The organism is Rapidithrix thailandica (assembly GCF_039710355.1).
Classification (GTDB): Bacteria; Bacteroidota; Bacteroidia; order Cytophagales; family Flammeovirgaceae; genus Rapidithrix; species Rapidithrix thailandica.
In genome coordinates this window covers 89,062-103,088 of sequence record NZ_JBDKWZ010000004.1, presented here as the reverse complement: position 1 = coordinate 103,088, position 14,027 = coordinate 89,062, and the positions used below count along the sequence as shown (strand labels likewise).

General features: G+C 43.0%; 9 protein-coding genes. 3 read left to right on the top strand and 6 right to left on the bottom strand.

What is annotated here, in order from left to right; genetic code table 11:
• Nucleotides 1–145: 145 nt before the first annotated feature.
• The 6 genes from AAG747_RS08200 to AAG747_RS08175 form a co-directional block, all read right to left on the bottom strand.
• Complete coding sequence (locus AAG747_RS08200) at nt 146–793, bottom strand: hypothetical protein (protein ID WP_346820667.1); 648 nt, start codon at nt 791–793, stop codon at nt 146–148.
• 410 nt (nt 794–1,203) lie between these two features.
• A complete protein-coding gene (locus AAG747_RS08195) occupies nt 1,204–2,775 on the bottom strand; it encodes a hypothetical protein (protein WP_346820666.1) in 1,572 nt (523 codons plus the stop codon).
• 496 nt (nt 2,776–3,271) lie between these two features.
• Nucleotides 3,272–4,333 carry a pyridoxal-phosphate dependent enzyme gene (locus tag AAG747_RS08190; protein ID WP_346820665.1) on the bottom strand — a complete coding sequence of 354 codons (1,062 nt, stop codon included), beginning with the start codon at nt 4,331–4,333 and terminating at the stop codon, nt 3,272–3,274.
• 148 nt (nt 4,334–4,481) lie between these two features.
• Nucleotides 4,482–4,673 carry a hypothetical protein gene (locus tag AAG747_RS08185; protein WP_346820664.1) on the bottom strand — a complete coding sequence of 64 codons (192 nt, stop codon included), beginning with the start codon at nt 4,671–4,673 and terminating at the stop codon, nt 4,482–4,484.
• Between the two features lie 193 nt (nt 4,674–4,866).
• Nucleotides 4,867–6,111, bottom strand: coding sequence for a glycoside hydrolase 5 family protein (locus AAG747_RS08180; RefSeq protein WP_346820663.1), 1,245 nt, complete (start codon nt 6,109–6,111; stop codon nt 4,867–4,869).
• 129 nt (nt 6,112–6,240) lie between these two features.
• Nucleotides 6,241–7,674, bottom strand: coding sequence for a sulfatase family protein (locus AAG747_RS08175; RefSeq protein WP_346820662.1), 1,434 nt, complete (start codon nt 7,672–7,674; stop codon nt 6,241–6,243).
• A 649-nt stretch (nt 7,675–8,323) separates the two neighbouring features.
• Between AAG747_RS08175 and AAG747_RS08170 the strand changes: the two genes are divergently transcribed.
• The 3 genes from AAG747_RS08170 (at nt 8,324) to AAG747_RS08160 (ending at nt 14,013) form a co-directional block, all read left to right on the top strand.
• Complete coding sequence (locus AAG747_RS08170; RefSeq protein ID WP_346820661.1) at nt 8,324–10,201, top strand: YfbK domain-containing protein; 1,878 nt, start codon at nt 8,324–8,326, stop codon at nt 10,199–10,201.
• 131 nt (nt 10,202–10,332) lie between these two features.
• Nucleotides 10,333–11,886 (top strand): vWA domain-containing protein, encoded by a 1,554-nt coding sequence (locus tag AAG747_RS08165; protein WP_346820660.1) that lies wholly within the window; start codon nt 10,333–10,335, stop codon nt 11,884–11,886.
• Between the two features lie 222 nt (nt 11,887–12,108).
• Entirely contained in the window at nt 12,109–14,013 is a 1,905-nt protein-coding gene (locus AAG747_RS08160) for a YfbK domain-containing protein (RefSeq protein ID WP_346820659.1), read from the top strand.
• Nucleotides 14,014–14,027: the final 14 nt, after the last annotated feature.

The window sequence follows — 14,027 nt, the reverse complement described above, 5'->3', positions numbered from 1 at the left end:
TTGTGATACAACCTTCCCCCTTCAATCAATACATACCTCAAAGTATCATTTCTTCCCTCACAAATTCCCTGTAACACCAGACCACAAAACAATAGACTTACTACTTGAACTTTCATTTGAACGATAAATATTAAGGGTTCGTTACTCACTCCCCCACCAACATAGGATACTTCTCCGTTATTTCTTCCTTACTCATCACGCTCACCTTCGGTCTGGGGACGGATTTGAATAAACGCTTTTTCCAACGCACTGGAGACAGAAAGACAAGCTCTCCCGTATCCCGGTTTTCGATAAAGAGTTTTCGCTCATTTAACTCCGGATAGGTTGCCATATCCACTTCGCCCAACTCGTAGACTTTCTTGGCCGCCAGCCAGTACAATTTCCCGGAAATACGATTTAAAAAATAGATTTCTCCTTCCTGGGAAAAGACCTTGAAATTGCCTTTCAGCATTTCCGGGTCTTTCAAGGTACGGTACAAAGTGCCCTGATCTTTAAAAGGAGACCGGGCTATGGGTGGGTAATCCCAATCTAACTTTTTGATGGTGTAAGCTTTAACACCCTTCCATTCATCCATCCTTGTAACCAATAAGCTATCACTTCTCCACAAATACAAGCCTTGCGGATCACTAATCAGAGAATACAGCGCAGAGTCTTTAAAGAAAATATCTGCCTCCAACCGGCTCATCATTACACTATCCTTTTGTATGGCTTCTTTACGAGGTATTCTCCCTTCCAACCGGTTACCATTCTTGTAATACCCTTTCCATTCAATGTTAAAAAAACGTATGTACATATTCAAGGGGCTACAAAAACTATCAGTACGTTTTCTCATAGGGTGTTCAAAACTATTTTGAAACAAGCTAATGATGTACTCTGGCCTATATTGGTATATGGACACCGCTGGAGAATAGTTTACAATATATTCGTTAAGGATACCATCATGTACATTCCAGTTTTGAGTAATTTGAAACCTGTACATAGTATCTACAATTCCAATATCACCTACATTTATGCCCATCCTATGTCGATTTATTATAACTTCATCTGGCTTAATCCACTGTTTGATATATAGTTTTCCATCATCAATCAATACATACTTTAAGGTATCATTCTCAATGGCATGTATATTTTGAAACAGCATGCAACAAAATATTAGTATAAAAATTTGTTTGACACTCATAAATTAACTTTGCAATTATGTTTTTAATTTTTTTTCTGTATTGCCCAATAAGATCTCAGTTTGAAACTTTCTGGATCCCCTTTTTTAAGATTATTCTTTTTTTCATCATAGTTTATCATTCTATAATACCCTGCAATAGAAGCTTTTTCCCAAGCTTCACGTGAATCATGAATTTGTCCGTAAGAGGGATCATACCATACCTTATCATAAACCACTACATCGTGTTGTGAAAAATCACCTGGAGGACAGGGGTTATTATGCCCTTTCAAGTGATCTATACCTTCACAGTCTCGAGTTACCTCCACAATCAATTTCTTATCAAAATAGTAGTTCCCTTTTCGATCATAACAAGAGTCATTATATTCTCGACCTTTCTTTACAAAAGAAACAAAAGGGTATCCAGAGTCCCTACTACTTCCTCCTTCTTCAGGAAACTTCCAACCTTTAATCAAGGTACCTGAAATGGCATTCCCAGCTTTGTCTTCATCTAGAATTATTCTATGTACATTGGAATAAAAACCCTGATAAGCAAAACAATGGTTAAGAAGCTCACTAAAAGCTGTACAATCCCCTTTATTGGTTTCCAGTAATTCTTTTGCTCGGCTAGGGAGGTCAAATTTATCATCATAATAATGATAATAACTTAACTGAAGATTTTCTTTCTTGTCCATTCCTATTCCAAAATCTTTTTGAAACAGGTTCCCTAAATACTTCTGCTTTTTAGGGTTCACAGAATCGTTTTCTGAGATGTGAAACTTCTTCCATATCTCTTGAATAATAGCTTCTTTCTCTTTCGCTCCCTGCGCCTGTCTACATGAAAAATACAAATAACACTCATTGGGAGCGAGTAACTTATGTTTAGAGACATCAAGGTATCGACGATCAGGGTTAATAGGTTGCCTATAAGTGACATACCATCTCGGTACAGCCTCTTTTTTGACGGTGATTAATTCTTCTTCCAGCCAGGTTTCGCCTTCGTCTTTGGAAAGGCTGAGTTCGATATGAAAGCCGTGACGGTCTTGGTGGTCCTGGGGAGTGACCCAAGCGGCAGGCATGGCCGGATGATCCAGATGGAAACAGCCCTGGGTTTCGAAATATCCTTTCTTGTCTTTTACTTCTTTAAGCTTCAGGCCGGTTTCTCCATTCAGTTCGCTCTTTCCTTTTTTATTGTAAAGCAATGTTGCCACACTTTCTCCTCCCAAAGTGACTTTGGCTTTTAAGCGTACGTCTTTCAGATCTGAGTTGCCAATGCCTTGCTCTCCCGTATAGCGCAAGGTCGCACTAAAGTTGACCGGGATAGCTTTCCCGTCCTCCGCACCGTAGTAACATACCGGGGGAGAAGGGTTTTTGAATATTTGAGAGCTTTCTGGTAACTGATCGCCCTCTGTGATTGTTAAAAAATTCTCTCCCTGGAAGCGCAATGTCTCCAGGTCGAATTGTAAATCCGGGGCGGTGATGTTCAAACGGGCGGATTTGGCCTGGGCATGACCCGGTTGCCCGGAAGGGTAAACCGTAGCAACGATTTCCGTGGTATTTTTGTCAATATACACCTTGTACCGGTTACCACTCCCGGTTTTTTCTACTTGTATTCCCATAATTCAAAACATTAAATGGTTGTTTGAAAGCTTAGCACCTGTCCTTGCATATACGTATTGGAGCGAGGCCTTTCTTAGGAAAAGATTACCCAAATATAGCCACTAAAGAACATTGTACCAATTTATGGTTATTTTTTAAAAGCAGTGGTTTTAAACATACACTCAGGTGTAAGAGTATTACACCGTTGTTCTGCTTTTTCCCGCCACTCGTCAGAGCATGTTTAAAATTCATTAGAGAACATCCTCTTTGCAGCCTAAAGGATATAATTTAAACTGCTCTCAGCAGCTTGCCTTTTGTGAAAACATAAAAAAAGCACCAGCGGTTGCCGGTGCTGGGGGAGTGGAATCAGTACTCCCGGAGTGAGGAAACGCTCTTCATCGTTTCTTGTTTGTAGGTTGAGGGCTTATCGCCCCTGAGTGTTATAGTTTTCATGGATAATGGATATCGCTATAACCTTTCTCCTAGAAATAAGTTCCTGTCTTACGTAGATTTTTCTTATGCTTTTCTTCCCGTCAACACAACAACAAAACGGTCGTTCACCATCTTTTCTGTTGGGTGTTTTTGCAACAAGGCTGCAAGCCCTGCAGTAGAAGCGGGCAGCACGTTCATCCCTTCTTTTTCTTTGAGCATTTTGCTCAATTCCAGCATTTTCTTATCCGAAATATTACCGGCCCACCCTTGGGTTTTTCGCAAAGCATCCAAGGCCAAATCCCCATCAAAGGAGTGCCAGTTAATCAGAGGTTCGTTAACCATTGATTCCTTAATAAATTTCGGATCCAGGTCTTCACAGGATAATTTATTTTTGAGATGAGCCTCCACAATGGGGTTCTTCTTAAAGGAAGAACCTGCCACCATCAACGGCACCCGGGAAGTTTTGCCTCTCCGGAACAAGCTGACAAACCCTTTATAAATACCGGCCACCAATGTCCCGTTCGATACCGGGCACGCCACTATTTTGGGAGCATCTCTTAATTCATCGTAAATTTCATAAGCAATACTTCCATAGGCATCCAATTGGATGGGTGTATTCTTTCCTCCGGGATTGGCATCATACCAGTCATTTTTTTCCGCCTCCTCCATGGAGATAGTTACCGCCTTTTCATAATCGCCCGGGGTACGGGTAATCACGGCCCCCAGCTCTTCCATTTCTTTTACCCGTTGGGTATGATATGCCTCCGGAATATACACCCGGCATTTCAATCCGGCCAGCTTACTGGACAAAGCGATGGACACACCATAATTGCCACAGGTTGCCACTGACAAGGTATCAAAGCCTCTGCGCAAGGCATCCAGGCACTGAGCAAAGGCGATACGGTCTTTATGTGTTCCGGTGGGGTTTCCTCCTTCAAACTTTAGAAACAATTGCCGTATACCGGTAAACCGCTCCAAATTGCGCACCCTCAACATGGGCGTATCCCCAACTTCCGAGTCTACGATGTCCGTATATACTTCCAGTTTTTCTTCCAGTGAAGTTTGAGAGTTGTTGAACAGCTCCAGGGAAACTGCCCAATCCGAAGAAAAGTCAAAGCCAAAATGATCCAGATTGAATTTATCCATAAGTTTTAATGGCTGCTCTGTAAAAAAAATAGTTGGCCTATACTCAATTTACACAATCCTGTAATATAGCACAAGTCATCTCACCGGAACTTCCTTTAAATAAAGGACGGATTTAGAGAAAACTTCTAAGCCCTCATAGATACCCTTGCTAGTCTTCCTGATCGTTCCAGTCATCCCAATGGTTTTTGCCCGGCTTTTTGGGCCTTACCGAAACCTCTTCGTCCCATTCATCATATCCATCGTACTTGTCCCAATCCGAGTCTTCCAGGGCATTCTCATTTTCGACAGAGCTGTCTGATTCGTCCTCCCAATCTCCGTGATTTTCTTTGAACTTTTTCATATCGATGTTTTAAACAATTGAACTTATTTATCCTCCTGACGCAGAGAAAAAATAAAAGTCACAAGAGTTGAAAAGAAAAATTTTACTCACAGACGACACTTGAAAAAATCGAGTCAAAAAGGCTCAAAAAAAGCCCGGCAACCAAACTCAGCTACCGGGCCTCCAAAGCAAATACATTCCGTTTAAGTTGAACCTATCCCCACTTTTCCAAGGCCTTATTGTATTGTTTTATCAATGCCAAAGTGGCTTGGTCTTTCTCATACACCGAATACCAACCTTGGTATTCATGAGGGGGGTCTCCGGTAAAGTCATTTCCGGTATTCCAAACACATTTGGGAGCCTCCGGACGACCTTCACCGCCCCAGGCCCAAATATTAGCACCCACCAAAGGATCTCCCATTTTGACCGATTGCAAAACGGCTTCAAACATTCTTCCGTAAAAATCATTGCGGTACTTCACCGACGCGGAAGGGTCGTACTTGCCCTCGTCCCGGGCCACCCCAAACTCTTCCAACACTAAGGGTTTATTTAATTTCAAAGCCCACTGAACATGCTCCTTCAATACCTCCGCTGCAGTATCTACCGCCTGAAGATAAGTCGCTTGTGCATTCGCCGGATCGTACCAATTCCGGTTTTCAATCCAAACATGCACGGTGGTGTAATCAATCGCCTCGAACGAATGGTCTTTTAAAAACTCTGTTCCGGTAATGCCTTCCATGGTTCCTTCACTCCCTACGGTAAGCAATTGGTGAGGAGCCAAGGATTTGATCAAAGAAGAAGTAGTATTCAGCCATTGGTAAAAATCTGTCATGTTATTCGTACCTCTCGGCTCATTTCCTAATTCCCAGGCCATAATCGCCGGATCTTCTTTATAATCAATCCCTGAATAACCGTTGGTACGTCCTATGATAAACTCTATATGTTCATTAAAGTAGTTTACGGCCTGCGGGTCACTGTAAAAGCCTGCAGTAAAATTTTCATAGGCATCAAAATTTTCTCCGGTTTCAATATCCGGGTAGGGAATATTTTTTTCAGGATTGGCCCATACCCGGTACTGTGCCATGCCTCCCGACCATTGCCAGAAATTATTCAAGCACATCACCGTATGCATTTCCCTCCGGTGGAGTTGCGCCAACAAAAAGTCCAAGCCATCCAAAAGATCTTCATTATAAACTCCCGGAGCTGTCTGCAAGGCCGGTACGATCCGATAAGGCTCGGAGTCCGGACCCTCCGTTCCACACATAATCCGGATATTATTCACTCCATAGGATTGTAACAAATCCAATTCTCTTAAAAGTCGCTCCCGGTCTCCCCTGGGCCCTTGGGAAGCCAGGTTCATGGCATTCCAAAAATTCACGCCTACAAAACGGTACGGTTGTCCATTTCTCTCAAATTGAGTTCCTTTGACTTTTATAAAGTTTTTTTCAAATTCAGCCATACTATTGCGTATTAGATGGTTAGTTTTTGAAGTTACCACTTCTACATCTTCATTTACATGACATTCTTAGGACTGATCCCAACAATTGTCACCCTGTTTCTCTGTCTCAAACCCTTACAGTGCTTCAACTCACTGTAATACTCTTCCGGGCTCTCTTACTCCGCTTCCCTGTATTCCCGTCAGCTTGTCGCCCAATTCGTTACGGCAAGCTTCGGCATACTGTTGCAGTTCTTTTACCACTTCAGGATACTCTTCCACTACATTTTCGGTTTCACTGATATCGTTTTTCAAATCGTACAATTCCATTCCGGCTTCCAGTTCCACTTCCTTCAATGAAGGAATTCCTCCGGTTCCACCCGGCTCTCCGTTAAGCGAACGGTAGGTATGAGGGAAATACATTTTCCATCGACCGTCTTTGCTCAAGACCGCATGTAATTCATTGTCTTTATAATAAATATAATAGGCATCATGAGGGTTTTCAGCGCCTTCTTTATCCATAACAATAGGAGTAATATCCTTTCCGTCAATGGTTTTTTCTGGCAATTTCGCTCCGGTCAGTTTTGCAATAGTGGGCAAAATATCAATGGTCATGGCCATTTGGTCCGATACGACTCCTGCCGGAATTTTGCCTGGCATACGCATCACACAAGGCACCCTTACTCCTCCTTCCCAGGCAGTCGCTTTTCCTTCACGCAAAGGCCCGGCCGATCCGGCATGGTCGCCATACGCCAACCAAGGACCGTTATCAGAAGTAAAGACCACCAATGTATTCTCATCCAAGCCGTTGCGTTTCAAAGCTTCCAGTACTTGCCCTACCGACCAGTCGATTTCCATCATGACATCGCCATACAAGCCCCGTTCGGATTTACCTTTAAATTTATCCGATACAAACAGTGGCACATGCGGCATACTGTGAGCAAGATACAGAAAGAAAGGTTTTTCTTTATTTCTTTCGATAAAATTCACCGCCCGTTCGGTGTATTGGGTGGTCAACTGGCTTTGATCTTCATCTATATACCCGATAATCGAATCGCCTTCAATCAAAGGCAAACGCGGAAAACCTTTGTATACCGGATGATTAGGCCACATATCATTGGAATACGGTAAGCCGTAATATTCGTCAAACCCTTGATGAGTAGGCAATAAACCCGGCTGATGCCCCAAATGCCACTTACCGAAAATTGCCGTAGAATACCCTAATGGTTTTAAAAGCTCGGCCAGGGTCTCTTCTTCCGGATTCAACCCGTGGGTATGTTGCGGGGAAATCGCTCTGTGAATGCCAATACGGTTGGGATAACAGCCAGTCAACAAGGCCGCCCGGGATGCCGAACATATCGGTTGGGCCACATGGAAGTTGGTAAAACGGATACCATCTCCGGCCATTTTATCAATATTTGGCGTTTGAAAGCCTTTTCCTCCATAACAGCTCAAATCTTCATATGCTTGATCATCCGTAAAAATAATCACTACGTTGGGAGGGCGCTCTTCCGTCTTCTCTTCTGCCTTTTCCTGACAGGCAAATAAACCTGCCAACAAAAGGAGTAATAGGTAGTTGAATTTCATTTTAACTTAGGTATTAGGTTGAATATAAATTTGAATGGTGAAATTAAGATAATTCTCTGACATTCTCTTTGGACTCCTTTCACAATAGGCAGGCTTACTGTTTCCCCGGTCTTCAACAGTCACCAATTCCTTCTTTTCATTTAAATAATAGGTACCCGATGGGCTTCATCTTTTCTCTCAGTAAATATTCTTTCACTTCATTCTAGTGAACTACCGGATCCTAAAGTTCGCATAGACTCCTGGGTTAAGAAAGAGGTTTTCAGAAAATAGAGTTTTCTACCGGCCTTGACTAAAAGTCGCTAAAAAACACAACAAGAAAAACCAACAAAGACCTTAACGGATAGGACAATACATAGCTTCAAGTATTTCCGACAATAAAAAACCAACTAATACATGGTAATTTTACAAGAAAATAATTTAAATTAATGCCTGATAGTTGGCAAATATGTAAATCCTCAGTTTTGTAAATACCCTGACGGAAGAAGTAAATACACGCCCGGTTTGTATTGGCTTCTTCCGGTATTTTTGTATTTCCCATGATTAGAGATTCGCTATTTCTTTCCCCAACTAAAAATAGTTTAAAAAAAAATCAACCTTTTTATGGAATCCTTTCCCGAAGGGCATCCCATAAGAAAAAACCTTACCAACTATGAGAAACTTCATACTCTTCATTACCCTTATTACGCTAAGTCAACTAGGCTTTGCCACGGAACGAACCATCCAGGGGCAAGTTATTAACAGCGAAGACAGTACACCACTTCCGGGAGTAAATATTGTGGCTCAAGGCACTACAATAGGAACTGTTACCGATGTCAATGGTGAATATAAATTAACTATCCCCGAATACATTTCCACTCTAGTGATCTCTTTCGTTGGTTTTCAGACCAAAGAAGTAGAAGTTGGTGACCGGACGGAGGTGAATGTGGTATTAGAACCGGATACTCAAGAACTCGAAGAAGTTGTTGTCATGTCGGCCGGCTCTTCTCGTAAATACAGAAGTAAGAGTAAACGTAGCAATAAAAGAAGTAAAGTACGGAGCAGGGGTAATGCATCGTATACCCCCCCGTCAACGAACCAAAGCTATGAACCTTACGTAGAAAAATTGAATACGGAAGAATACGATCAAATCAATGAAAATATCTTCCACAATCCTTTACACAAACCTTTGTCTACTTTTTCCATCGATGTGGATGCTGCTTCTTACTCCAACTTACGCAGAATGCTCAACAACGGGCAAAAACCTCATAAAGACGTTGTGCGCATTGAAGAGATGATCAACTACTTTGATTACGAGTACCCTAACCCGCAAGGAGAACACCCCTTTTCTATCACCACGGAAATGGCCCCTGCCCCCTGGAATGAAAAGCACCAACTCGTCCATATCGGACTACAAGGAAAAAAACTCGATTATGACAATTTGCAAGCTTGTAACCTGGTCTTTCTCTTGGATGTGAGCGGTTCCATGAGCGATACCAACAAATTGCCTTTGCTCAAATCTTCTTTGAAACTGCTGGTCGACCAACTGAGTGAAAAAGACCGGGTCGCCATTGTGGTGTATGCCGGAGCTGCCGGGGAAGTATTGCCTTCTACCCCTGCCTCCGAAAAGGAAAAAATCTTTGCCGCTCTCGACCAACTACAAGCCGGAGGATCTACCGCTGGCGGTAACGGGATAAAACTGGCCTATAAAATTGCCAAGAAAAACCTCATCGAAAACGGCAACAACCGGGTCATCCTGGCTACTGACGGGGACTTTAACGTAGGAACCAGTTCCACGGCCGCTTTGGTCGATATGATCGAAGAAAAGCGGAAAGACGGCATTTACCTCACCATCACAGGCTTGGGCATGGGCAACTACAAAGACGGACGCATGGAGCAAATCTCCAATGCGGGCAACGGCAACTACTTCTATATCGACAATTTCAAAGAAGCAAAAAAAGTGTTTGTCACCGAGATGCGCGCTACCTTGTTTACCATCGCCAAAGATGTAAAAATCCAGGTGGAGTTCAATCCCAATAAAGTACAGGCTTACCGCTTGATCGGCTATGAAAACCGCATGTTGAAAGACGAAGATTTCAATGACGACAAAAAAGACGCGGGAGAACTCGGAGCCGGCCATACCGTTACCGCTTTGTATGAAATCATCCCCGTGGGGGTGGAATCGGAATTTTTGAAAAAAGTAGACGATTTGAAATATCAGAAAACAGAAGCCACTCAAGTCTCTGACTCTGACGAATTGCTCACAGTCAAGTTCCGGTACAAAAAGCCCGAGGAAGACAAAAGTCGCTTGATTGTACAAACGCTGGAAGACAAGCCCCTGAGCCTTGACAAGACTTCCGACAACTTCCGTTTCTCTGCAGCAGTGGCCCAATTCGGATTGTTGCTAAGGGATTCGGAATTCAAAGCACAAGCCAGCTATTCTAATGTGCTTCAACTTGCCCAAAAAGCCAAAGGAGAGGACAAAGAAGGCTACCGGGCCGAATTTATCCAATTGGTTAGATCCTCAGAATCGTTAATGGGCAAAAAGTAACGCTTTTATTCTTATACCATGGAGAACTGCTTGTTGTAAATGAAATGCATATTTCATATTTACAACAAGTCGTTTCTTCCACTTAAACTTTATTAAAAATCATTTAAATACTTATTAGTAAACCATTGAATATGAAAACATATGCACTTTGGCTTGTAGGAATTGTGATGTCTTGTTTATTATTTTCCTGTGGAGATCACCGTCACCGTTCCATGCATGCCCCTCAAGTCGCTGAAGCAGAACCATATTACAACGAACCTTCAAATACAGAAGAGTACGACAAGATTAAAGAAAATATCTTCCACAATCCTTTACACAAACCTTTGTCTACTTTTTCCATCGATGTGGATGCCGCTTCTTACTCCAACTTACGCAGAATGCTCAACAACGGGCAAAAACCTCACAAAGACGTTGTGCGCATTGAAGAGATGATCAACTACTTTGATTACGAGTACCCCAACCCGCAAGGTGAACATCCCTTCTCTATCACCACGGAAATGGCCCCTGCCCCCTGGAATGAAAAACACCAACTCGTCCATATCGGACTACAAGGGAAAAAACTCGATTATGACAATTTGCAAGCTTGTAACCTGGTCTTTCTCTTGGATGTGAGCGGTTCCATGAGCGATACCAACAAGTTGCCTTTGCTCAAATCTTCTTTGAAATTGCTGGTCGACCAACTGAGTGAAAAAGACCGGGTCGCCATTGTGGTATATGCCGGAGCTGCCGGGGAAGTATTGCCTTCTACCCCTGCCTCCGAAAAGGAAAAAATCTTTGCCGCTCTCGACCAACTACAAGCCGGAGGATCTACCGCTGGCGGTGACGGAATCGAACTGGCCTATAAAATTGCCAAGAAAAACCTCATCGAGAATGGTAACAACCGGGTCATCCTGGCCACTGACGGGGACTTTAACGTAGGAACCAGTTCCACAGCCGCTTTGGTCGATATGATCGAAGAAAAGCGAAAAGACGGCATTTACCTCACCATCACAGGCTTGGGCATGGGCAACTACAAAGACGGACGCATGGAGCAAATTTCCAATGCAGGCAACGGCAACTACTTCTATATCGACAATTTCAAAGAAGCAAAAAAAGTGTTTGTCACCGAGATGCGCGCTACCTTGTTTACCATCGCCAAAGATGTAAAAATCCAGGTGGAATTCAATCCCAATAAAGTACAGGCTTACCGCTTGATCGGCTATGAAAACCGCATGTTGAAAGACGAAGATTTCAATGATGACAAAAAAGACGCGGGAGAACTCGGGGCCGGCCATACCGTTACCGCTTTGTATGAAATCATCCCCGTGGGGGTGGAATCGGAATTTTTGAAAAAAGTAGACGATTTGAAATATCAGAAAACAGAAGCCACTCAAGTCTCTGACTCTGACGAATTGCTCACAGTCAAGTTCCGGTACAAAAAGCCCGAGGAAGACAAAAGTCGCTTGATTGTACAAACCTTAAAAGACAAGCCCCTGAGCCTTGACAAGACTTCTGACAATTTCCGTTTCTCTGCAGCAGTGGCCCAATTCGGATTGTTGTTAAGGGATTCGGAATTCAAAGCACAAGCCAGCTATTCAAATGTGCTCCAACTTGCCCGGGGAGCCAAAGGAGAGGACAAAGAAGGCTACCGGACTGAATTTATCCAGTTGGTACAAGCCTCCGAAATGCTGGTGGTAAAAAAGTAAGAGCCAACAACAATTATCCGATAAAAGCATTAAACGTTTTACCCCTTCAAGGTCAAATTTCCTTGAGGGGGTTACTTTTTTTCTAAGTAAAAGCATTCAATATTTAAATAAATGATAATAAACCTATTAAAGTCAAAAAGATATTTTTTATCATAAAAAACAGCATTTGTTTATGGAATCTCTTCCCCACCTGCATCCTATAAGAAAAAAACTGAAACTGTTATGAAAAATATCATTGTATTCATAAGCTTATTGGCCTTCTCTCAACTGGGATTTTCCTTTGACCGGACCATCACCGGCCAAGTAACCGATACAGAAAGCGGAAAACCTATTTCCGGAGTACATATTCTGGTAAAAGGAACTACCAAAGGCACTCGTACAGACCTCAATGGCAAATACGCATTGAAAATCCCGGAAGGCAGTATTACCTTAACATTCTCTTTATCAGGCTATCAAACCAAAGAAGTCCAAGTGAAACAACAGTCCACCATAAATGTCCGGTTGTCTGTAGAAATCATAGAAATCGTAGAGGATGTGGAAATCATAGAAGTTGTAGAGGATGAGGAAATCATAGAAGTCGTAGAGGAACCTGTAGAGGAAATGGATATGGCAGCCCCTCTCCGGCTTGAAAAAAAAGCCTTAAATTATTCGATCTCTGGTAAAGTTGCCGGAATGCCGGCACCGGAGCCTTATAGAGAGAACTTTAACACGGAAGAATACGATCAAATCAATGAAAATATCTTCCACAATCCTTTACACAAACCTTTGTCTACTTTTTCCATCGATGTGGATGCTGCTTCTTACTCCAACTTACGCAGAATGCTCAACAACGGGCAAAAACCTCATAAAGACGTTGTGCGCATTGAAGAGATGATCAACTACTTTGATTACGAGTATCCTAACCCGCAAGGAGAACACCCCTTTTCTATCACCACGGAAATTGCTCCCGCACCTTGGAATGAAAAACACCAACTCGTCCATATCGGACTACAAGGAAAAAAACTCGATTACGACAATTTGCAAGCTTGTAACCTGGTCTTCCTCCTGGATGTGAGCGGTTCCATGAGCGATGCCAACAAATTGCCTTTGCTCAAATCTTCTTTGAAATTGCTGGTCGACCAACTGAGTGAAAAAGACCGGGTCGCCATTGTGGTGTATGCCGGAGCCGCCGGGGAAGTATTGCCTTCTACCCCTGCCTCCGAAAAGGAAAAAATCTTTGCCGCTCTCGACCAGTTAGAGGCTGGAGGATCTACCGCTGGCGGTGCCGGAATCGAACTGGCCTATAAAATTGCCAAGAAAAACCTCATCGAAAACGGCAACAACCGGGTCATCCTGGCTACTGACGGGGACTTTAACGTAGGAACCAGTTCCACGGCCGCTTTGGTCGATATGATCGAAGAAAAGCGGAAAGACGGCATTTACCTCACCATCACAGGCTTGGGCATGGGCAACTACAAAGACGGACGCATGGAGCAAATTTCCAATGCAGGCAACGGCAATTACTTCTATATCGACAATTTCAAAGAAGCAAAAAAAGTGTTTGTCACCGAGATGCGCGCTACCTTGTTTACCATCGCCAAAGATGTAAAAATCCAGGTGGAATTCAATCCCAATAAAGTACAGGCTTACCGCTTGATCGGCTATGAAAACCGCATGTTGAAAGACGAAGATTTCAATGACGACAAAAAAGATGCAGGAGAACTCGGGGCCGGCCATACCGTTACCGCTTTGTATGAAATCATCCCCGTGGGGGTGGAATCGGAATTTTTGAAAAAAGTAGACGATTTGAAATATCAGAAAACGGAAAAAACCAAAGCGTCCAATTCCCGTGAGTTGTTAACCGTTAAGTTCCGGTACAAAAAGCCCGAGGAAGACAAAAGTCGCTTGATTGTACAAACTTTAAAAGACAAGCCCCTGAGCCTGGACAAGACTTCCGACAACTTCCGTTTCTCTGCTGCAGTAGCCGAATTCGGATTGTTGTTAAGGGATTCGGAATTCAAAGCACAAGCCAGTTATCCTAATGTGCTTCAACTTGCCCAAAAAGCCAAAGGAGAGGACAAAGAAGGCTACCGGGCCGAATTTATCCAACTGGTACAAGCTTCCGAAATACTGATTGGTAGAAAATAAAACGCTTTCAACAA

Bases quoted from the DNA above. Each gene is read 5' to 3' on its own strand.
- AAG747_RS08190 (WP_346820665.1), bottom strand. From the start codon at position 4,333: ATGGATAAATTCAATCTGGATCATTTTGGCTTTGACTTTTCTTCGGAT.
- AAG747_RS08200 (WP_346820667.1), bottom strand. From the start codon at position 793: ATGTACATACGTTTTTTTAACATTGAATGGAAAGGGTATTACAAGAAT.
- AAG747_RS08160 (WP_346820659.1), top strand. From the start codon at position 12,109: ATGAAAAATATCATTGTATTCATAAGCTTATTGGCCTTCTCTCAACTG.
- AAG747_RS08175 (WP_346820662.1), bottom strand. From the start codon at position 7,674: ATGAAATTCAACTACCTATTACTCCTTTTGTTGGCAGGTTTATTTGCC.
- AAG747_RS08195 (WP_346820666.1), bottom strand. From the start codon at position 2,775: ATGGGAATACAAGTAGAAAAAACCGGGAGTGGTAACCGGTACAAGGTG.
- AAG747_RS08165 (WP_346820660.1), top strand. From the start codon at position 10,333: ATGAAAACATATGCACTTTGGCTTGTAGGAATTGTGATGTCTTGTTTA.
- AAG747_RS08180 (WP_346820663.1), bottom strand. From the start codon at position 6,111: ATGGCTGAATTTGAAAAAAACTTTATAAAAGTCAAAGGAACTCAATTT.
- AAG747_RS08170 (WP_346820661.1), top strand. From the start codon at position 8,324: ATGAGAAACTTCATACTCTTCATTACCCTTATTACGCTAAGTCAACTA.
- AAG747_RS08185 (WP_346820664.1), bottom strand. From the start codon at position 4,673: ATGAAAAAGTTCAAAGAAAATCACGGAGATTGGGAGGACGAATCAGAC.